15 protein-coding genes are annotated in these 22,677 nt (G+C 54.5%); 10 read left to right on the top strand and 5 right to left on the bottom strand.

The features are described 5' to 3' along the window. On the bottom strand, positions 1 to 333 hold a 333-nt coding region (locus tag KK062_RS26810; RefSeq protein WP_254087464.1), incomplete at its 3' end, for a hypothetical protein. 234 nt (positions 334 to 567) lie between these two features. On the opposite strand from KK062_RS26810, the gene KK062_RS26805 reads away from it, so the two are divergent. The 5 genes from KK062_RS26805 to KK062_RS26785 all read left to right on the top strand — a co-directional run bounded on the left by KK062_RS26805 (position 568) and on the right by KK062_RS26785 (position 8,621). Further along, positions 568 to 3,645: a SusC/RagA family TonB-linked outer membrane protein gene (locus KK062_RS26805; protein ID WP_254087463.1), complete on the top strand. Its 3,078-nt coding sequence runs from the start codon at positions 568 to 570 to the stop codon at positions 3,643 to 3,645. 5 nt (positions 3,646 to 3,650) lie between these two features. Then, positions 3,651 to 5,129, top strand: a complete 1,479-nt coding sequence (locus tag KK062_RS26800) for a RagB/SusD family nutrient uptake outer membrane protein (protein ID WP_254087462.1) — start codon at positions 3,651 to 3,653, stop codon at positions 5,127 to 5,129. 24 nt (positions 5,130 to 5,153) lie between these two features. Further along, positions 5,154 to 6,614 (top strand): PKD domain-containing protein, encoded by a 1,461-nt coding sequence (locus KK062_RS26795; protein WP_254087461.1) that lies wholly within the window; start codon positions 5,154 to 5,156, stop codon positions 6,612 to 6,614. 76 nt (positions 6,615 to 6,690) lie between these two features. Continuing rightward, positions 6,691 to 7,803, top strand: coding sequence for a family 16 glycosylhydrolase (locus KK062_RS26790; protein ID WP_254087460.1), 1,113 nt, complete (start codon positions 6,691 to 6,693; stop codon positions 7,801 to 7,803). Between the two features lie 32 nt (positions 7,804 to 7,835). Continuing rightward, positions 7,836 to 8,621 (top strand): glycoside hydrolase family 16 protein, encoded by a 786-nt coding sequence (locus tag KK062_RS26785; RefSeq protein WP_254087459.1) that lies wholly within the window; start codon positions 7,836 to 7,838, stop codon positions 8,619 to 8,621. 134 nt (positions 8,622 to 8,755) lie between these two features. On the opposite strand, the gene KK062_RS26780 is transcribed toward KK062_RS26785, so the two are convergent. Both KK062_RS26780 and KK062_RS26775 read right to left on the bottom strand, forming a co-directional pair. Further along, positions 8,756 to 9,472 (bottom strand): hypothetical protein, encoded by a 717-nt coding sequence (locus KK062_RS26780; RefSeq protein WP_254087458.1) that lies wholly within the window; start codon positions 9,470 to 9,472, stop codon positions 8,756 to 8,758. Positions 9,473 to 9,670: 198 nt separating this feature from the next. Further along, positions 9,671 to 10,342 (bottom strand): peptidylprolyl isomerase, encoded by a 672-nt coding sequence (locus tag KK062_RS26775; protein ID WP_254087457.1) that lies wholly within the window; start codon positions 10,340 to 10,342, stop codon positions 9,671 to 9,673. Between the two features lie 151 nt (positions 10,343 to 10,493). On the opposite strand from KK062_RS26775, the gene KK062_RS26770 reads away from it, so the two are divergent. Continuing rightward, positions 10,494 to 11,912, top strand: coding sequence for an APC family permease (locus KK062_RS26770; RefSeq protein WP_254087456.1), 1,419 nt, complete (start codon positions 10,494 to 10,496; stop codon positions 11,910 to 11,912). Positions 11,913 to 11,965: 53 nt separating this feature from the next. On the opposite strand, the gene KK062_RS26765 is transcribed toward KK062_RS26770, so the two are convergent. Together KK062_RS26765 and KK062_RS26760 are read right to left on the bottom strand one after the other, a co-directional pair. Continuing rightward, positions 11,966 to 12,577 (bottom strand): invasion associated locus B family protein, encoded by a 612-nt coding sequence (locus tag KK062_RS26765; RefSeq protein ID WP_254087455.1) that lies wholly within the window; start codon positions 12,575 to 12,577, stop codon positions 11,966 to 11,968. Then, positions 12,577 to 13,368, bottom strand: a complete 792-nt coding sequence (locus KK062_RS26760) for a metallophosphoesterase family protein (protein ID WP_254087454.1) — start codon at positions 13,366 to 13,368, stop codon at positions 12,577 to 12,579. Before KK062_RS26760 ends, KK062_RS26765 begins: the two co-directional genes overlap by 1 nt. A 240-nt stretch (positions 13,369 to 13,608) precedes the next feature. Here KK062_RS26760 and KK062_RS26755 point away from each other — a divergent pair, with 240 nt between their 5' ends. From KK062_RS26755 to KK062_RS26740, 4 genes are all read left to right on the top strand, one after another. Next, a complete protein-coding gene (locus KK062_RS26755; RefSeq protein ID WP_254087453.1) occupies positions 13,609 to 15,327 on the top strand; it encodes a tetratricopeptide repeat protein in 1,719 nt (572 codons plus the stop codon). A 342-nt stretch (positions 15,328 to 15,669) separates the two neighbouring features. Further along, the gene (locus tag KK062_RS26750) at positions 15,670 to 18,681 is read left to right on the top strand and encodes a T9SS type A sorting domain-containing protein (protein ID WP_254087452.1); all 3,012 of its coding nucleotides are present in this window, start codon (positions 15,670 to 15,672) and stop codon (positions 18,679 to 18,681) included. A gap of 23 nt (positions 18,682 to 18,704) precedes the next feature. Then, positions 18,705 to 19,184 carry a hypothetical protein gene (locus KK062_RS26745; RefSeq protein WP_254087451.1) on the top strand — a complete coding sequence of 160 codons (480 nt, stop codon included), beginning with the start codon at positions 18,705 to 18,707 and terminating at the stop codon, positions 19,182 to 19,184. 90 nt (positions 19,185 to 19,274) lie between these two features. Next, a complete protein-coding gene (locus KK062_RS26740) occupies positions 19,275 to 22,676 on the top strand; it encodes a SusC/RagA family TonB-linked outer membrane protein (RefSeq protein WP_254087450.1) in 3,402 nt (1,133 codons plus the stop codon). Position 22,677 lies beyond the last annotated feature (1 nt).

The raw sequence follows: 22,677 nt of genomic DNA, 5'->3' as shown, positions 1-22,677 counted from the left end.
CACATAGATCCGGCCGCGCGCATCGATGGCTACGCTTCGCACTTTTGTGCCGTTCCGCACTCCGTACGTCTGCCACTGGTCGCCGTCAAATTCCAGCAGGCCGAAGTTGTTGGCGATGTAGATCAGACCAAACCGGTTTTGGGCAATCGCCCAGTTCTGGATCCCGCCCCGGTAATCCCCCGGCTGAAAGTTGCGGGTGAATGGCAGACCAGAGAAAGGCGACTGCGCCTGGGGGTGTGCCGTGTGTGCCAATAATATAAAGAGAAGCCAGGCAAAGGCTTTCCATCCGCCGATTGCGGTGCTTTTTTGGACGCTGATGAGGTTAGGTCTCATAGGAGTAGTAGTCAAAGCTACTTCCAAAAACGTTTGAAATCCATCGAAAATTAATGTTTGTACTTACCTGATGTAGTTTTGATGTAGTCGAAAAAGGGGGGTGATGTAGTTATGTTGGGGTATTTAAATTGAACGCAAACGGTTGTTTTACAATGTTTGTAGCACGCATTCAAACGTTTCCGGTCCCAATTCGGCAGCGGTGCACCTAGTACTAAACCAAACAACAATTAACGCATGAAAGCAAATTTACTGGCGCTCTTAATGATGCTGTCGCTGGTTGGTTATGGGCAGAGTCCCGTAGGCGGCCGGGTGGTAGACGAAAATGACCAGCCGCTGCCGGGGGTGAACGTCCTTATAAAAGGGACAACCCTCGGTACGGTCACAGATGCCGGCGGCGAATTCCGCATTGATAACGCTCCGGCGGATGCAACACTACAGATCAGTTTTATCGGGTACACGTCCCAGGAAGTGACCGTCGGTACCAAGACCATGGTCACTGTCAAGCTCCTGCCTGACCTCACAAACCTGGATGAAATCGTCGTCGTCGGGTACGGCACGACTACCCAAAAGGAACTGACGGGCTCCGTGTCGGTAGTAAACGGCAAAGACCTTGCGGCCCTGAATCCACAACGCATCGAACAGGCCCTGCAGGGCCAGGTAGCAGGGGTACAGATTTCAGCAGTCTCCGGTTCGCCCGGTGGTTCGTTGAACATCCGTATTCGCGGCCTTTCCACAAACGGCGACAACGCTCCACTCATTTTGGTGGACGGCGTGCCGTACTCTGACGACGGCTTGGCAGCATTGAATCCTTCCGACGTCGAGTCGATCAACGTATTGAAAGATGCCACCGCCGCAATCTACGGTGTGCGTGCGGCGAACGGCGTGATCATCATTACCACCAAGCAAGGTAAGCGCAACGCCAAACCGGTACTCGAATTCGGCGGATACTATGGTATTCAGCAAACGTCCCGTAAACTGGACCTGCTCAACGCCAATGAGTTTGGTGTATTGAAAAATGAAGCCTACGCTTCAGGTGGACAAACGCCTCCCTACGCCAATCCCAGTATGGGGAGAGGTACAAATTGGCAAAAAGAAGTTTTTCAATCCGCGCCGATTCAAAATTACAACCTCTCCATGACCGGGGGCAGTGAGAAAAGCTCATACTCCATCGGTGGTTCATACCTTGATCAGGAAGGCATCGTCGGCGGCGACAAGTCTGGTTATCGCCGCTACAACGCGCGTATCAACTTCACCACCGAGCTGGCTCCACGGATCACCTTGCAGAGCGTGTTGCTGTATACAAACGAACGTCGCAGCACATTGAACGAAAACGGCATCTCTTCGGTGTTGTTCAATACCATCAATGCAAACCCCGCTTCGGCGCCCTTCAATCCCGACGGTACGTATGCCTACCTGGAAGATGTAAGCGAAGTGATCAACCCGCTCGCACAGATCGCCAACACGTTTAACAGGACCCGCGTCAATAAACTGGTCGGAAAACAGGAGCTTACCTATAAGATCAACGATCATTTTGAGCTGTCAGGCCGTGCCGGCTACAACTATGCCATCGTAGACGAGAAAATCTTTAATCCCCTGACATATTACGGGGCGGGCAAAGCCATGAACACGGCGCTTAACGAAAACCTCGACCCGAACATGCGCGAGCTGGCAGACAGTGTCTTCGTTCCGGTGTATAGCAATGTCGAGCAAAAACGCACAACATATTTCAACTACAACCTCGAGGCGTTCGTGAACTATAATCGCACCTTCAACGGCATACACAAGGTAAAGGCGACGCTGGGCACATCCATCTTTGCCGAGGTCAGTGAAGGCCTCACAGGTACGGGGTACAACGTTCCGTACGATTCCTGGGAATTTGCCGACATCTCCGCGACAGAGGCTGCGAACTTTCTCAACAACACGTCGTCATCGCAGGCCCGCAGCCGCATGCAGTCTTTCTTCGCGCGCGCCGAATACGGGTATGGATCAAAATACCTCGTCTCTGCCATTCTCCGCCGCGATGCCTCTACGCGCTTCGGTAAGAACTACCGCTTCGGATATTTCCCGTCTATTTCCGCGGCCTGGGTGGCATCGGAAGAGTCATTCTTTCAAGTCGACCAGATCCAGTTCCTGAAAGTGCGCGCCAGCTATGGCGTGTCAGGCAACGACCGCATCGGTGACTATAAATACCGCTCCCTGCTCGATGGCGAAGGGGTATATCCGTTCAACGACCTGCTGGGCAACGGCGTTGCCGTCGGAACCATCAGCAACCCCGACCTGAAGTGGGAAACCACGGAGCAGGCAAACTTCGGGATCGACATGGGCCTGTTCAATGACAAACTCAGCGTCACGATGGATTATTATATCAAGACCACGCGGGACCTCCTCTTTCAACCCGACATCTCCGCCATCGTCGGCGGATACGGCGCCGGCAGCCGTCCGCCGGTTGTTAACGCTGGCGACGTCCGCAACCGCGGCCTGGAGCTGCACATCGACTACCGCACGCAACTGACAAAAGACGTCAGCGTTTCCGTGGGATATAACCTGACGACCATCCACAACGAGGTCATTTCGATGCCCGTAGAGTTTCTCGAATCAGGCAACTTCAGCGTAGGCGGCGAAACCGCCACACGCATGCAGGTGGGATATCCCATCGGATATTTCTTCGGCTATAAAACCGACGGCATCTACCAGAACGCAGAAGAGATTGCAGGTCGCGGCATAACGCAGCCCGGTGCTAATCCCGGTGATCTGCGATTCGTGGATAGTGACAAGTCTGGTACCATCACATTCGGCGATGACGGCGACAAGACCATGATCGGTTCGCCCATTCCCGATGTCATCATGGGCTTGAACCTCGGTGTGAACTTCAAAGGCATCGACCTGTCGGGTATGTTTTATGCATCCTTGGGCAACGAAATCCTCCGGAATTACGAGCGTCAGGTACCGCTGTCAAACCAGCTGCGCTATAACCTCGGACGCTGGACCGGCGCTGGCTCCACAAACGAATATCCGCGCCTCACCACCGCTGCTTCCAACAACGGCGTCATCTCCGACTTTTTCGTCGAAGACGGCTCATTCCTCCGACTTAAAAACGTCCAGCTGGGCTATACGCTCCCGGCGGGTGTCGTCAACCGCATCGGTGCCACGCGCCTGCGGGTATATGTGGCGGCAAACAACTTGTTTACCTTGACGAAATACCAGGGCTATGATCCCGACTTCTCGACCGACAACCCGCTCACCTCGGGCATCGACTACGGATTCTATCCGCAAGCGAAGACATTCATGGCCGGCCTTAACCTTAACTTCTAAGTAGCATGAAGCATATATTTAAAGTAGGAACGTTGATCATCTGCGGGCTGTTCGCCGCCGTAAGCTGCGATGATTTTGTCGACATCGACCCGCGCTATACGCAGGACGGTGATAACTATTTCCTCAACCCCAACGACTACCAGCGTGCGCTCATCGGCGCCTACGACCTGATGCAGACGTCATACCTCGACCTCTGGATCGGCGAGGTCGCCTCCGACAACTCCATCGCCGGCGGCGAAAGCGTCACGGACACCCAGGGCCTGCACCAAATCGATGCTATGACCCACGGCGGCGTCAACAACGAGTTACGCGGCCTCTGGCGCTTTATGTATTCCGGCGTAGCGCGCGTCAATTTTATCTTTGTAAACAAGGACAACATTGAGTTCGCCGACAAAGCGCGCATCATGGCGGAAGCCTCCTTCTTACGCGCCTATTACTATTTCGAGCTCGTTAAATTCTTCGGCGGTGTGCCCTTGGTCATAGACAGGAACCTCGCGCCAAGGGATGTGTCGTCTATCCCGCGCGCCAGCGCACAGGAAGTATATGCGCAGATTGAAAGCGACCTGCAGGTCGCAACCGAAGTGCTGGAGTGGACCGTGCCCGTGAAAGGACGGATCACCAAAGGCGCAGCCCTTGCATTGCTGGGCAAAGTATACCTCTATCAGAATAAATTCGCAGAGTCCGCCACCGTGCTCGACCGCGTTATTACAGAGGGACCCTACGACCTTTTCGATAATTTCGAAACCATGTTCCGGGTAGCCAACGAAAGCAGTGCCGAAACAGTATTCGACATTCAGTACGTGGGCAGCGAGGGGGGTAGCTATGGATGCCTGGTTTGCCTCGAAGGTTTTGCCGCCGTCGGCTTCCACGGCATCCGCGGCTATAAGGGCCCGATCTATGGCGACGGTAACAGCTACAACCTGCCGACACAAGACCTCGTCGATGCGTTTGAAGATAACGATCCACGCCTCGGCTTCTCCGTACTCGACATCGAAGCATTCAAAGCAGAACAAACCGAAACCGTAGAATATGTACAGGGCGTCGGCGGACATACCGGCTACTACAATAGAAAATACCTCAAGCGCCTCGACGAGCTCGGCCCCGGCGACAACGACCTTACCAGCCCCGTCAACCACAAGGTTATCCGCTTTGCCGACGTACTGCTTATGGCTGCCGAAGCGCATAACCGCAAGCCTTCCGCCGACAATGCAACGGCCCTGGCCTACCTCAACCGCGTGCGTACACGCCCGAGCGTAAACATGCCGGCATTGAACGTCACCGGCACAGCGCTGACCGAGGCCATCTATCACGAACGCCGCGTAGAGTTTGCAGGCGAAGGCCTCCGCTTCTTTGACCTCGTTCGTACCGGCAAAGCCACCGACGAAATCGAAGGCTTCGTCGCGGGCAAACACGAGCTGTTTCCCATTCCCCAAGACGAGATCGACCTGGCCGGGGCAGGCTGGCTGCAAAACCCTCTATACTAATTCACCTGTTACAGAATGATCACTATGAAAAAGATATTTTTTAACATCGGCCTGCTATGCTTTGGCCTGCTGGCCCTGCTGGCGGCATGTCAGGATGACGACTTCTCGTTGAGTGCTCCGGCAACCGAAGCCGACGCAGCATTTACGTTTACACCGTCGAGCCAGACACCGAACATCATCAACTTCGCCAGCCCTTCGGATGGGTTTATCAAGCGCTGGAGCTTTGGCAACGGCGGCACCTCTGTCGGCGACAACGTCGTGGGACGATATCCCTTCAAGGGCACATACGAAGTGACACTGGTCGTCTATATGCCCGGCGGCAGCGCCACCACAACGCAAACCATCACCATCGCCAACGACGACCTCACCCTCGTCGACATCGACGAGTATAAATTCCTCAGCGGTGGTCTCGATGCGCCCGATGGCAAGACCTGGGTCGTAGACAAGGAAATGCTGGGCCATCTCGGCATAGGCCCTGCAACAGGAACCTGGCCCGAGTGGTATCAGGCCGGACCCAACGAAAAGGCAAATCGTGGCCTCTACGATGATGAGCTGACCTTCCAACTGGCCGGATCGAAGTTTACCTATAACACCGGCGAGCCGGGAACAGTATACGTGAATGCTTCGTACGGTGGTGATTTCCCCGGCGCGCCCAAAGAGCCGGACGGAAATGACTATATCGCACCCTATACCCCACCGGCAAATCAAACCTGGTCGTTGTCGCAGGATGGCGACAAGTGGTTCCTCACTATCAGCAACGGTGGGTTTATGGGCTACTATTCAGGCGCCGCGCCCGTATATGAAATCCTGCTCTTGACGCCCGACGAAATGCAGGTACGCTCCGTACAGGGTGGTGTGCCGGGCAACGTGTGGTACCAGCGCTTCATCCGCAAAGGCTTCGTCCGTCAGCCACCCGAACCCGAGCCTGAACCCGAATATAAGATCGAAGACATCTATGAAAACTTCGATGGCGCAAGCAATGTTACCTTCGTACCCAACTCGGGTGGTAGCGTAGTCACCTACGATAACCCCGCACCGGTGCCGGTCAATGAAACAGCCAAAGTAGGGAAGTATGTAAAAGCGCCCGGTGGCGGCGGTGCATTCTCTAACGTACAGATTCAACTGCCTTATAAAATGGACCTGCGCCAGCGCCACGTCTTCAAGCTGAAAGTATTCTTGCCGGGCTATAACGATTATATCACCGACAACGGCGCCGAAGCCTGGCAAAGCTACCGAACGCTGCAACACCAGGTGTCGCTCAAACTCCAGGACCGTACGCTCGGCGGCAATGCCTACACCACGCAGGTAGAAGTAGCGCAGCGTACCCTTGAAACCGACAAATGGCTCGAGTTGACCTTCGACTTTGATGCGGCTGCGAATCGTACCGACTTTGATACCATCGTCATCCAGGTCGGTGGCGAGGCGATCTATACCGGTGGCATCTTCTTCATCGACGATTTGGCCCTGCAACCAGCCGTACAATAACACGAGAACCACTGCGGCCGGGGGCCTTGATCAACAAAGCCCCCGGCGTGGTGTTAAGTACATAATCTTACGACACATGAAAAAGCATATAGCGTTCGCACTTTTCTCTTTTGCCCTGTTGGGCCTCGCCGCTTCCTGCAGCGATGACGAAGCCAGCGCCACATTGACGCTGCCGTCCAACCTCGAAGCCGCCGTCACCGTAGACGCCAAGGCCCCGTCCAAAGTATCGGTGGTGGCAACAGCCAAAGATGTTAATTTTTATACCGTCTATTTCGGCGATTCCGATACCGAAACACCTACACGCACAGCCGATGGAAAAGCCTCACATACCTATGCAAAGCTCGGAACCTATACCGTCCGCGTACAGGCCCACACCACCGTCATGGACTACGTCACTGTCGAAAAGGCCGTAGAAGTAAAAGAATTCCTCATCCCCACCTCCGGCCATCAAACCCCTGAAAGCTATGACGGCATGACCCTCGTATGGCGCGATGAGTTCAACGGCACTACCCTGAACGCCGCCGACTGGACCCACGAACTGGGCAACGGCGTGGATGGCTGGGGCAACAACGAGCTCCAATACTATCGTCCCGAAAACACCCAGGTGAAGGAAGGCGTGCTCATCATTACTGCCAAAAAAGAATCTCAACAAGGTTATGACTACACGTCGTCACGCATCGTCACCGCGGCGAAAAAAGAATTCCGTTACGGCCGTATCGACATCCGTGCCGTACTGCCGCAAGGCAAAGGCATCTGGCCCGCCCTGTGGATGCTCGGCGCGAATTACCAAACCGATCCCTGGCCCAAATGCGGCGAGATCGACATCATGGAGTTGGTGGGTGGCGGTGATGGCGATAAAACCGTTCACGGCACCGCACACTGGGAAGCCGGCGACGGTAGCAAAGCCGATTACACTGGCAGCACCTCCCTGGAAAGCGGTACCTTCGGCGATGAGTTCCACGTGTTCTCGATCGAGTGGACGCCCGAGGCCATTACCTGGTATGTCGACGATGAGCAGTTTCACGTCATTAATATCGAACCCGAAGACCTGAATGAATTCCAGAAAGAGTTTTTCTTCATCTTCAACGTGGCCGTCGGTGGCAACTGGCCCGGCTCACCCGATGCCAACACCATGTTCCCGCAACGCATGATGGTAGACTATGTGCGTGTATTTCAGCAAATGCCTTAATCCGTTAAGGCCTTAACCCTCAGAAAAAGAATATGTATTCTACGTGGAAGATAATGCTTTGTGCGCTGCTGCTAATAAGTGCGTGCAGAGAGAAAACAACCCGCGCATTGGTGTGGTCGGACGAATTCGACACCACGGGCGTGCCCGACACCACCCGCTGGGGCTACGACCTGGGCAACGCCAACGGTTGGGGTAACAACGAAAAACAATACTATACCCGCGACGCGCGCAACGCACGTGTGGAGAACGGCAAACTCATCATCGAAGCCCACCAGGACTCCGTCGAGGGCGTGCCATACTCGTCTGCCCGGTTGATCTCCAAAACGAAAGGAGACTGGACCCATGGGCGCATTGAAGTCAGCGCCCGCCTGCCTCGTGGCCGGGGCACATGGCCTGCCATCTGGATGCTGCCCACCGATTGGAAATACGGCGGATGGCCCGCCAGCGGCGAGATCGACATCATGGAGCACGTAGGCTATGACCCGGCTGTGATCCACGGCACCATCCATTGCGAATTATACAATCATGGTAAACAAACGCAAAAGGAGGGCACGATCACCATCGCCGATGCGCAGGATACCTTCCACCGCTACGCCATCGACTGGGCCAAAGACAAGATCGACTTCTACGTAGACGATACGTTGTACCACACCGTCGCGCGCGAACCCAAGGACGACTACAAAGGCTGGCCCTTCGAGGAGCGGTTCCACCTACTCATGAACCTGGCTGTTGGCGGCAACTGGGGCGGCAAAGAAGGCATCGACACCACTATCTGGCCCCAACGCATGGAAGTCGACTACGTCCGCATCTACCAATAAACAGTGTGAGTGTGGAGAGCGAGAGCGGCCTGTACGCATGTGGCGAACCCGATTAAATTAACCGTCCAATCAATACCCAAATGCAAAGAGCCAGGGAAACCTGGCTCTTTCTCGTTAATACAAGTGATATCTAATCAAGAACGATTAATCGCCGCAAGCTTATTCCGCTCATCCTGCAGCTCCCGCGAAAGCTTCGTCTGCTTGTCCATCGCCTTACGCTTGTAGTCTTCATATTCGTTGGTGACCATATTAACCGCCAGCTTTTTCTCTTGTAATGTTTTGGTCATCAGCTTCATACGGCCAATGACGGTGCCCACGACGACCGCCAGGGCGCCGAGCAGCACCGCAATCAATGTCAGGAAGGTACCTTTCTCCATATCGATCCCCAGCACGCTAATGTGTGTACTATCATACAGGATCTCTGTCATCGAAGCCTCTTTTTGCTTCAGGTTATCCTGCACGCCTCCCAATTGCCCGTTCAGGGCAGCAATATCTTGTTTCGCTTTGCGGATCGCGGCATCTTTCGCGGCGATCGAGTCGCGAATGATCTTCCACACACCATCCAGCACAGTTTCTTTAATCACCTTATACTCGCGGTAATTTTGCGATTTCGTTTTCATGATTGTGAAGCGCTCACGCAACGTGTAGCTGCCCTGGTCTTCATCAATCTGTTCGACCACGGGGGCCTGGCGGGGTTTGGTAACCGTGGTGGCTGCCGTGGTGGCAGGTGGTGGCGTGGTTTGCGCCGGTGTGGTGGCCGGCGTCGTTTGTTCGGTGGTGGCAGGGGTGTCCTGCGCGAAAGCATACTGCAAGGCCAGCAGGCACACTACCAGGGCTACAAAATTTTTCATAAGTGGTCTTTTCAGTTGTCGTGATCGTGGCGCAACATACGACACTCACGTTTTTTTTACTAACACATTTTTTTTAAGCCGTAAATTCAGTCGTTTAACGCTACACAGGGTCGATAAAACCGAAATCCGGTCATTGGGCGCATGTGCCAACGGCACACCGACCCAATTATTGTTTTTCTCTTAGAATCTTTGCATTGTCTACCGGACCACGCTAATCTTGAAAGGGATCTCGCGCAGCGGTTTATCCGTGCTGTACACTTTTTCGTTCGCAATCTTGTCCACCACTTCGATGCCTTCGATCAGCTCCCCAAACACCGTGTACTTCATGTCCAGCGTCATGTAACCGCCGTTGGCGGCGTAGGTCTCTTTCTGCTCCGAGGTAAGGGTAAGCCCCAGGTTGCGGGCCTCCATGTCGACATCCTCGGGCAGGTAACGGCCACCGTGCACAATAAAAAACTCGGCCGCCGACGACTCCAGGTCCGGATTGTTCTCGTCCACACGGGCCATCGACAGCGCGCCTTTCTTGTGAATATACTTCGGGTTAAACTCCGATGGAATGCGGTAGCCCAGGCTCTTCTTCAGGTCGCCGCCCTGGATCATAAACTCATAGACGATGCGATAAAAATCGGCATCCTCATAATATCCCTCTTTGATCAGCTTGATGAAGTTCGCGCGGTGCAAGGGCGTATCTTCGTAGAGCCGCAGGCGCATGTTGCCATGCTTCGTTTCTATCAGGACTTCCGTCTCGGGATTCTCTTTCCCATAGCGGGTTAACACGTCCCGCAGGTTGGCGGACGTAATGACTTCTCCCTCTTTTTTGCCGCATGAAAACAGTAACAGCAGGCAAAGGATATAATACAGTCTGATCATGGGGTTAATATAGTAAAAGTACCGAATACGACGTTTTCCGAACGGGGTATTTGGTTGGGCCATGAACCATGCTTATTATTAGGGATGGAAATGCTGGTACCTCCGCCCCCGGGGCGCGTATTGGTGTCTCTGGTTTACCGAACCTAACCGTATGGAAGAAACAAAACAGGAGTTCAAGCCCCGCCTGGGGTTGTTGGATGCCACGATGATTGTGGCAGGGTCGATGATCGGCTCAGGGATTTTTATTGTTAGCTCAGAGATTGCACGCAGCGTCGGCGGCGCCGGCTACCTGGTAGGAATGTGGGTGCTGACCGGTGTCATTACCGTGATTGCCGCCGTAAGCTATGGCGAGCTGTCTGCCATGTTTCCCCGCGCCGGCGGCATGTATGTATACCTGCGCGAAGCCTACGGACCCCTCATCGGCTTCTTATACGGATGGACATTTTTTACCATTATCCATACAGGCACTATCGCGGCCGTTGGTGTGGCCTTCGCCAAGTTCACCGCCTACCTGCTGCCCGCCGTGGGCGAGGAGAACATACTCTTCACCGCCGGCGATTTTCAGTTAAAAGCCTCCCAGCTGGTGGCGATCGGGGTCATTGTATTATTGACCTGGATTAATAGCCGGGGTGTAAAAGAAGGCGCTTTCCTCCAAACATTCCTGACCATCGTCAAGATCCTGTCGCTGGCAGGGTTGATTGTGTGTGGCTTTATATGGGGAGCCGACAGCGCCGTGTGGAATGCGAACTGGCAAAATGCCTGGTCGTTACATTCTTTGTCAATCGGTAACACCGACGGGATTGTCACGACCGCCCTCACCGGCCTTGCTTTTTTTGGCGCCATGGCTGTGGCCATGAAAGGTGCCCTCTTCTCGAGCGACTCGTGGCACTCCATCACGTCCATCGCTGGTGAAGTAAAAAATCCCCAACGCAACATCGGCCTGAGCCTGCTGCTGGGCACGCTTATCGTGACCGTTATTTATGTCCTCACTAACCTTATGTACCTGGCTGTGATTCCATTACCGGAAATAGCCTTTGCCAAGAGTGATCGGGTAGGGGTGGTAGCCGCCGAGTATATCTTCGGCGCAAGCGGTACGACAGTCATCGCCATCATGATCATGATCTCAACCTTTGGATGTAACAACGGCCTGATCCTCTCCGGGGCGCGCGTATTTTATACCATGGCCACCGACCAGCTCTTCTTCAAGAAAGCCGGCGTCCTCAACAAAGCCAGCGTCCCCGCCAACAGCCTCTGGATGCAGTGCACCTGGGCCTCGTTACTCTGCCTCACCGGCAAATACAACGATTTATTGGCACTGGTAATCTTCGGCGTATTGATCTTTTATGTATTAACCATCCTGGGCATCTACATCCTGCGCAAAAGCCGTCCCGACATGCCCCGTCCCTACAAAGCCTTTGGCTACCCGGTCTTACCGGCACTATACATCCTTGTAGCCTCCGCATTGGCCATACTACTTCTGATATTCGAAAGCCAATATACGCTACCCGGCCTAATCGTAATCCTTCTGGGGATCCCGGTCTACTATATGGCTATGCGAAAAGCAGCGTGAGTGTGAAGCGTGAGAGCGAAGAAGATCATTCGTATTCGCTCTCACACTCCAGTTCAAAAGTGCGCTCGGACTCCAATCCCCGCATGCAAAATCTGCCAAATATTGAGATGCCCTGTGTTCTGCACATAACTCACAAACTTAATCTCGTTCGTCCCCAACTCATAGTATAGCGAAGCCATTTTCACACTCTTCCACCGCGGCGTCGTACGACGAATATTTCCACCAATAAAAATATTCACCCGCACCGCCTCACTCCACCAGTAATACCCACTTGGATACCACCCAGGCAAATCCGATGAATACTGCCGCCCCAGCGTATAATTAAAAAACGTACCGATCGTCAACGGCCGCAGTTCCGTTCGCTCGTTAAGCCGCACCTTCCAGGGCGCCGCCGTAAATTTCAGCGTCAGCGTTTCCAGGCTTTCGCCACCTGCCTGTGAAGGCAGCACATATCCAAACAGCAAGTCGACATACGCTCTATCATGAAAGACGGAGTATCCCGCGCCTACCGAAACAAACCCGATACTACCCGCGTACTGGGCCACGGCCACATCGGGCACATACCATTTGCGGGCAGACTGTTGTGTGCTGTCCTGCGCAGAAGCTGACGGCCCGCCCACGAGGACGAACGCAGCAAAAAGAACTATAGAGAGGTGGCGCATCATTAATAGAATATCTTTTTAAAATCCACCTGATCGTCCCAGAGTTTTATCAGCAGGTACATCCGCTCGTTCATACTGGTCGAGACTAAATAGCGGATATGCCCTTCGTTGTACGTGGTATCGCGGAAGGAGTGCTGATGGCCGTGCAGCGATAAGTTCACCTTGCCCGAACTGTACAATGTTTCGTTGTACTTAGCCGCCAGTTTTTTGTCAAAGTCGTCATCAAAAGGTGGCACGTGCGAGATCACCACCGCGCGTTGGAAGTCATCACCTTCCAACTGCTCTTGCAACCAGTCCAGGTCTGGAACCTTGCCGTTAAAGGCATACTCGCGCGAGTTGGTGTTTAATAAAATAAACTTGAAGTCGCGGTACAAGAACGAGTCGTTGAGCAAGCCATACATCTTCTTATACACTTTCTCACCGTTGCCCGACAGGTCGTGGTTGCCGATCACCGCCAGGTACGGTTTGTTGAGCTTGCGCATAATGTCGTGGATCCACTCGAACTCGTCGCGTACGCCGAAGTCGGTAATGTCGCCGTCGAGCATCACAAAGTCGGCCTTCTGTTTGTTCGCGCTCGACACAAAGTCTTCAACCTCGTCGTAAAAACGTTGCGTGTCGCCCATTAAAATAAGGGTGAGCGTGTCCGTAGCAGGGGTTGTTTGCTGAATTCGGGCAATGGCCCTGGCATTCAGATTTGTTTCACTGTCAGGTATTCTGACTTCGTAAGGATGGTATTCAAAGAGGTCGCACCCGGCAAACAGGAGTGCCACGACCCCAGCATAAAAATATCGCATACACAGTTCTCCTTCTCACCGTTCTTCGCGGCGTTTAATTGTTTATAGCCACAGGGCATGAGGGGGTCTTGCCAAAGTGGTACGTGTAAATCGGGGCCAAAGATGCGTAGTTCTCTGAAATCTTTGATATGATCGGCAAAAAACTGATTAACTTGCGACACTGTTGCCCTCTACACATTCCCGGAGCCACCCTACGTACTGATATAAAACGTTTGTGATGCGTATCATCACATGACAGGAATGAACTGCAACCGTTTGTACCTCGGACGCGTACTGGCCGTGCTCGGGCTGTGCGTTTCCCTGGTTCGTTGTACGCCTTCGGCCGACCAGGCTTCTGCGGACGTGAACCTCGACTCGCTGCTGCTCGATGCCGTACGAAAGACAGAAGAGCTTAAGTTCGAAACCGCCCATGCCGAACTGGCGGAGCTGGAAATCCTCGCACGCGAACGCGGGGATGAGCTCAAACAAATCCAGGCCCTCATCAACATGGGCATTCTGTACCTGAAGTACAACGAACACGACGAGGCGCTTCGTTACCTCTTTCAATCGTTGGAGCTCGCCCAGCAATACAAACGCGAAGAGATCCTCAACACCATCTACAACGACATTGGCGTCGTATATTCTACGAACGATGCCACACCGCAAGCCATCGACTACTATAAGAAGGCATTGGCCATCAGCGAAAAGCAAGGCAACCGCCATCGCATCGCCCTGAACCTGCTCAACCTCGGCACCGAAATGCACAAGCTGGGCGACGACCGCGGTGCCCTGCAGAACCTGCATAAGGCCGAGCGTTTATTCCGCGACGACCGCGACACGGCCAACGTAGCGGTTACCGTCAACAACATCGGCGATATTGCCTACTCGGCCAAAAACTATGACAGCGCCCTGTTGCGGTATCGCCAGGCACACGAAATGTCGGTGGGCATTCGCAATCAATTCTACCAGGCCGGCTATCTGCTGTCACTCGGCAGAACATATTATTATTTCGGTCAATACGACTCTGCCGCTGCCTATATCGCCAGAAGCATCGAAGGCTTCGAACGCATGAAGGACACGGAGAACATCATCGACAGCTACCGTTGGCTCTCCAGAATTTATACAGTCCGGGGCAACATGGAACGTGCGCTTTACTTCTCCAACCTCACCCTTGCCTGGAAAGACACCTTGTCGGAAGAGAAGACAATCAAGTGGACATCGGAAGCGCAGATGAAATATGAATACGGCAAAATGGAGACCGCCGTAGAATTATTACAAGAGGAAGCCGGCCGCCAGCGCCAGTTCTGGATCGGCGTAACGCTCATCGGCATTGTCATCGGCCTGCTCGTTATTTCCGTCCTGCGCACAAAGTACATCAACCTCCAGCAGCGCAACGTAATCCTACAGAAGGAACAAGAAGTAGACCGCCTTACCCTCGAAAAGAACCGCGTTGAACGCGATCAGCTGGAACGCGACATGATCGCCACCGAGCGCCTCAACGCCCTCGAACAAGAACGCCTGCGCCAGGAATTAACCTTTAAGGACCGGGAGCTTGCCTCCAAAGCGCTACACCTTGTTAATAAGAACGAAACCTTCGCGTCCATCCACAAACTGCTGGCCACCATCGAGCTAAAAGACAATCCTATCGCCAAAACCCAACTCGACAAAGCCAAAAAGATCATCCGCGGCAACGACAACAGCGATCAGGAATGGGAGGCCTTCAAGCTCCACTTCCAGGAAGTTCACCCCCAGTTCTTCCACCAGCTCCAGGAGGCCTATCCGGATTTGTCCGCCAATGACCTCCGCCTCAGCGCCTATCTATTAATAGACCTGAACTCCAAAGAGATCGCCCAAATCTTCAACATCTCCCCCGAATCGGTAAGAAAGAAAAAGCAACGCCTTCGCGAAAAGCTAAACCTTGAAAAAGAAGAGGACATCAAAATCCTCCTCAGCCGCTACAAAAAAACAGAGCGAGTATGAGTGTGGGAGCGAACACAAATTCCCCAACGAAAATTTGCCATTTAAGCCACCCCACAACACATCCTTTAGCCCTGATCGACAAAAAACATACAACGTTTGCACTAGCCCTGCCCCCTCACGCCAGCTCAATTTTGGTTTTCCAACGGACACGGTAGAAAATTACCCTCGTCACTCCCCAAGCCGCATTTTCTCTCAAGAACACCCGCAAATACCTCCCGTTTATTTTTTTTATCGCACGTGTCACTCTTTGTCACGGTCGTTTTCCACCGGTTTGGGGGATCACAGGGTACATTTGGCCAAGAGCCTAAGTCAAATCAGTTTATCACTTTAACCGAAAACCTAATGAAGAAACTTCTACTGATGGTCCTGGTAAGCATCTCGTGCTTATCGTTGTTGCAGGCCCAGCCGAACCTTTCCATTGTGTCGCCGACCGGCATGAACGAGCCGCCCTACGAGGTAGCCGCCGGCACCGAGGTGACCTTGCGATGGTCAGAGCAGCAGGGCGCAGCGCCGCACAGATTTTTCACGTTTGCCGAAGATCCCGAAACGGGTGGATGGACGCCAGGCCCGAACCCCGCCTGGCAGTCGCTCTACAACTTCACCAACAACGGCGACGGAACCTACAATTTTAAGATCCAGATCAACGAGCCCATTTATGTATGGGCGGGCATGAGCACCGGTGGCGGCGGTGGTTTTATCTACTGGCAATACACCGATGTCTTTCGCATTGAAATCGCGTCTGGCGTAATCATCACCTCGACCGACGGCTGGGTGTGCCCCGAGCCCGCCAACAGAGAACGGTTGCAGATCACAGGATCGTACACCAGCTACCAGTGGTATCTCGATGGCGAAGCCATCCCTGGTGCCACCAGCGCAACATACGATGCCGCCGAACCCGGACAATATAAAGTACAGGTGCCGAAGAACGGCAACCTCGTTTTCTCCAACACTTTGCGCGTGAGCGAAGCCGGTGTAGCCCTCACGGGCGTGCTGGGCTCCGCCAACAAGCTCACCATGTCTGCCACCGACGGCCTGACATCATACCAATGGCTGAGTGGCACCAGCGAGGCAGCGCTGAACCTGATCGGGGCGGCCACAAACCGCACCCACCAGGTAACGGTCAATACTACAAAAACATACTATGCCGTGCGCGCCGTGCAGGCCGGCTGTGCAGTGCAATCTTCCGCACGTCCCGCGAGTACAGCCATCTTTGCTGTACCGGTCCTGACGAGCAACGCCGAAGAACAGGAAAATGAGCACGGCGTGGTGTGCAAGGGCAACATCGTGAAACTGTCTGTACAAGACAACTATACGAGCTATAAGTGGTACCGTGACGGCGAGTTATGGTTTGAAGGAACGGCTGAAAACTATGTAAGTGAGACCAGTGTATATGGCGTGGAAGGGTCGGTGCCCGAGTGGCCCGAGATCTGGCGCGCGGCCGAACCCAAAGATGTATTCTTCTATGAGCCCCAACACCCTGAGCTGTTTGGCGTAGCTAACTTTTCTTCGCATTGCCCCGGTGAGGAGCTCTCGCTTACACTGTCGGACAATGGCTATAAATATACCTGGACCAAGCAGGTGTTTGGTCAGGAACCGGAGATTGTCGCACCCGACGAAAGCTTTACCTACAGCTTTGTGTTCGAAGGTGAAATGCAAATTCTGGTAAAAGCAGAAGATGAATTGCAGGGCTGCGAGTCGCAGACACAAGTATACCTGCAATCATACGCCGGCCAGCAGTTTTCACTGTCCGTGGGCAACAACGACATTGAATATCTATGCGGCAGCCAAACGCAAGAGATCTTCCCGTCAGAAGATATGAGCGAGACTCATGACCGCTTTCAGTGGTACACACTCACGAATGGCGTATACCGTGCCCTGAGCGGCCGGACGAGCCAGCGCATCACCGTCAACACTGCTGGCAACTATGTGCTGCGTGCACACCCTATCGCCTGTGCCGACGACCTGATCGTCGAGTCGTTCCCGATGGAGATTCGTGACAACGCCTCACGCCCGCTCTATATTGAGACCGACCACAGCACACTCTGCGAAGGCGAAAAAGCAACCCTGTCGATTTCCGGCAGCGGCTGGAAAAACATTCAGTGGTTTGAAAAGACCATCGTAAACTCGGGCCCGACAGGCCACCACGTGGTATATATACCCTTGTCGGGATCAGGTTCGGGTACGACCACGCAGGTGGGCAAATTCACCACCTACCAGGTAAAGGCCAATCACGAGTCTTGTCCCTCAGGCGCAAAAGCCACCAGCGAGCCTCTGCAGATCAAGCCTACCGTCAATCCCGAGCTGACAATAGAGCCCGCTGTGAGGGTCAGTCGCTGGGTGCTCGCGCCGTACGACTCCATCGCAGATGTGATATTCTGTGGAATCTCCGATATAACTGTCAGCGCACCCGAAGGCTACGGCGGCTATACGTGGTTCAAAGGTCGCTATGATGGCGGCGGCAATTATGCTTTGGGCGAAGCGGTAGCAGGAGAGACCACAAACAAATTTACCTTTCTGCCCGAGCTTAACTGGCTCACAGCACGTGTAGTGGGAGAGAACGGCTGTGTAGGCTATTCTGTGCCGCTCCTGATCGATACCTATGTCCACAGCTCGCCCGCCGTGGCTGAGCAAGGCAACGGCGAGTTTTGCGCCGAAGGTGACTCGGTATGGCTGGCCAATGCGTTCGCCGGCAACTGGGTACGCTTCGAGTGGTTTAAAGATGGTGAACTGGTACCCAATTCCGACAACGACACCATCTGGGTAAAAGAACCGGGTGGATACAACGTCACCGGTTTCCCCGAAGAGTGCCCGACCGTCGGCTATAACTCCGGAACTCCCGCACGCATCCGCATGATGCCAAGTCCCTTCGTGATCGAAACAGACACGGCATACCTGCCCGGCGTCGAGGGTTTTGCCGGCGAGATCTATGACATCCACTGGTTTGTAGATGACGAGCAGTACGAGATACCGGAGGGCCAGCAAGCGTTCATCTATAAAAATGCGCTGGTGCCGGGCAATCATACGCTCAGGGTGGAGATCACCAACCCCACCGAATGTACACGCACATCCGATCCATACTCGACCGCCATCACCGGCATCGAGCCGGGTGAGCTCGCCGGCAGCGTCCGCGTATACCCGAACCCCACCACCGGGCGGATAAGTTTACACGGCATACACCCGCAGGCGGTAGCACAGATCAGGGTCTACAACGCACAGGGCATCGTTGTACAGCAAGCGGCCTCGTTGCCGACAGATGGTCTGCTTGACCTGACGTCCAGCCCAGCCGGTGTATACATTGTAGACGTGAAGCTCAAGGATGGTAGCTCGGTGAAGACCCGCGTCGCACGTCAATAATTCCTAACCTCAAACGAATCAACATGAAGTCTTTTCATAGCCTATATTTTATAACCCTGCTCGCCGCCGCCATTGTCCTGGGTGCTTGCGGCAGCGATGACTCCGGCGATGCCGGCTCGGTCGAAAAGGAAAAGCTCGCGCTGCTCACGCACACGTGGACAGTCGAGAGCGTCACACAAAGCGACAACCGCACGGCGGAGTTCCAGAACCCCGACTTTACGATTACGCTCGGCGGCGAATTCCGTGCCGACAGCCCCAAGGGAGCGTATACCTATGCCGTAGCGGGAACCCAGCCGGCCCTCAAGCCCTGGGCGACCAGCGGTACCTGGACCTTCGGCAGCGATGCGTCTAAAACACTCGTACGCGACGATGGTGTCAACGTAGCCTACACGCTCGATGGCAGCACGCTCACGCTGACGTTTACCTGCGCGACGTGCGATGAAGACAATGCGAAGAAAGGCTCGGCCGAAGGTCCCTGGATCTTTGTGCTGAAGGCTGACTAATCGTCACGTCTATATCCTTAAACATTAACCGCTTCTCCTGCCTCGTGCAGGAGAAGTACTCATTACCCTAGTATCAAATCTTTTTACAACATGAAAAAAACAGCATGTGGGCAGGCTTTATTGCGTCTGGCCCGGGGTGCCGTGCGGGGAACATTTGTGTTTGGGCTATTGTCCATCGCACTACCCCAAGGCACACAGGCGGCCATCGATAGTCACCCGGTCGTACAAGGCACGCCCATCAAAGGCCGTGTCATCGGCGCCGACAAACAAGGGTTGCCCGGCGTCAGTGTTTCCGTCAAGGGAACAACCGTCGGAACCATCACCGACGTTGATGGCAAGTACCAGCTCCAGGCCGCGCCCGACGCTATCCTGGTGTTCTCGTTCATCGGCTACAAGCCGATGGAAGTACCGGCGTCAAACCGCTCGGCAATCGACATTACATTAGAGGAAGATATCACCCACCTGAACGAAGTAACGGTCGTGTCTACCGGCTATCAGGAAGTGGATAAGCGGTTGTTTACAGGCTCCGTGGTGAATTTATCTGCGAACGATGTGAAGACCGATGGTACCACCGACGTGAGCCGGATGCTGCAAGGAAAGGCGGCGGGCGTGTCGGTTCAAAACGTGTCGGGAACCTTCGGCGCAGCACCCAAGATCCGTGTGCGGGGTGCTACCTCCATTACCGGCGACAACAAACCCCTGTGGGTAGTCGATGGCGTTGTGCTGGAAGACGTCGTGAACGTCTCCGCCGATCAATTAACGACCGGGGATCCCAATACACTCATTGGCTCCTCTGTCGCGGGTCTGAACAGCGACGACATCGAAAGCTTTACCATTCTGAAGGATGCATCGGCCACAGCGTTGTACGGTGCACGGGCAAAAGATGGCGTCATTGTTATCAAGACAAAGAAAGGCCGTATCGGCAAACCCGTGGTAACCTATACCGGCAATTTCTCGACATACCTCAAGCCGACGTACGACTCCTACAACATCCTCAACTCGTCCGACCAGATGGCGGTATACCGCGAGCTCGACCGCAAGGGTCTGCTCAACCACTCCGACGCATCGCGTGGCGCGAACGGTGGGGTGTTCCGCAAGATGTACGACCTGATCAATACCGACTTCAACGAAGACGACGGCACGTGGGCGTTGCCCAACACACCGGAGGCGCGCAACGCATTCCTGCGCCGGTATGCTATGGCCAACACCGATTGGTTCGACCTGCTGTTTAAGAACTCGTTTGTACAAGAGCACTCCGTGGGGGTATCCTCCGGTACAGAGACGTCGCAGCTCTATGTCTCGTCCAGCTTTTACAACGACAATGGCTGGACGTTGGCCGACAACGTGAAGCGTTACACCATCAACGCCCGCGGTACCTTCAAGATTTCGGACAAGCTCAGCCTCGGCATCCTGGCTGCCGGCGCCGTACGCGACCAGCGTGTGCCCGGTACCATCGCGCGCCAGACCAACGCCGTGCAAGGCAGCTTTAACCGCGACTTCGACATCAACCCCTTCAGCTATGCGCTCAACACCAGCCGTACGCTGACCGCTTTTGATGAAACGGGCAAACGCGAATACTTCACACGCAACTACGCGCCCTTCAACATCCTGAACGAGATCGACAACAACTACATCGCCCTCAACCAGCTTGACCTCAAGCTGCAGGGCGAAGCAAGCTATGCCATCCTGTCCAACCTCAAATACGACTTCACCGGCGCCTACCGCCAGGTGCGCACCAGCACCGAGCACAATGTCACCGAGGCGTCCAACATGGCCGACGCCTACCGCGCCGCCAATTCCCAGGTCGTAAAACAGGGCAACAAATTTTTATACTATAATCCCGACTTTCCGAATGCCGACCCTGTCATCGTGCTGCCCGAAGGTGGTTTCTACAACCGCACCGACGACCAGATGGTGAGCTACTACTTCAAGAACCAGCTTAGCTGGAATTATACCCTGAACACCGACCATGTTGTCCACGCCGTGGCCGGCCAGGAAGTACGCCAGGTAGATCGTCAGAGCGCGTTCAACAACGGCTATGGCTACCAGTTCAGCAAAGGCGGCGTGGCTTTCACAGACTACCGCATTATCAAGCAATTGCTGGAAGGCAACTTTAGTTACTTCGGCATGAACAACACGCACGACCGGTACGCCAGCTTCTATGCCTCGGGCAACTACGCCTACAAAGGCAAATACATCCTCAATGCCACTGGCCGCATGGACGGCTCGAACCGCCTGGGCGAATCGACCACGGCGCGCTGGCTGCCGACCTGGAACATCAGCGGCGCCTGGAACATCGACAGCGAGCGCTTCATGGAGAACATCCGGTATGTAGACTTCCTCACGTTGCGCGCCGGTTACGGCCTGACCGCCAATGCGGGCAACGCCACCAACTCGTCCGTGGTATACCGCAGCGGCACAACGCCGCGTCCGTCGCTCGACGAGAACGAGTCACAGATCATCATCGAAGGACTCGAAAACTCCGACCTCACGTGGGAGAAGCAATACGAGCTGAACGTCGGCGTGAACACCGGCTTCCTGAACAAATACACCGTCACGCTCGACTACTACCGTCGTAATCACTTCGACCTGATTGGCATCATCAAGACGCCCGGTGTCGGAGGTGAAGCCTATAAGGCCGTGAATTATGCCGACATGAAATCACACGGTGTAGATCTCTCGATCGGGGCGCCGGTATATGTACGCGGCAACGTGAACTGGTCCACATCGTTTATCTTCAGCCACAACAAGAGCGAGATCACCAACCTGAAGAACCAGCCACGCATCATCGACATGGTGTTCCCCGACGGCGGTGCCGTGGAGGGTTACCCGGTACGGGGCCTCTTTTCCATCGACTTCCAGGGCCTGGATCCCAAAACCGGCGTGCCGTTGTTTATCAACCACGACGGCCAGGTAAGCTCGGATGTATACATGCAGAGCCTCGGGACCCAATACCTGAAGTATGAAGGATCCGTAGACCCTACGATAACCGGTGGCTGGTCGAACACCGTGCGGTACAAAAACTTTACGCTGAATGTCTTCCTGACCTACCAGGCAGGAAACAAGATCCGCCTGAATCCGGCCTTTCAGAGCTCGTACAGCGACCTGGATGCCATGCCCCGCGAGTTCCTCGACCGTTGGGTGATGCGCGGCGACGAGCGTTACACCGAGATCCCGTCCATACCCGATGGGATCACCCTCGGCTCACTCGGTTCGGTATATCCCTATAACAGCTACAACTATTCCACGGCCCGCGTCGCCGACGGCTCGTTCGTACGCTTGCGTACCGTATCGCTGGGCTACAACCTGCCGTCGCGCATGCTGAACGGCACGGGCTTCGAAACGGCCTCGTTGACGCTCACCGGCACCAACCTCTGGTTGCTCTATGCCGATCGCGAGCTGTATGGACAAGACCCCGAGTTCTTTGGTTCGGGCGGTGTAGCCATGCCGGTAGCCAAACAGATTACAGCCTCTGTCAAACTGAGTTTTTAAA

The sequence above is a fragment of the Dawidia cretensis genome (assembly GCF_018598175.1).
Lineage (GTDB): Bacteria > Bacteroidota > Bacteroidia > Cytophagales > Cyclobacteriaceae > Ohtaekwangia > Ohtaekwangia cretensis.
The sequence above is the reverse complement of the archived record's forward strand: the minus strand, read 5'-3'. Positions and strand labels throughout refer to the sequence as shown.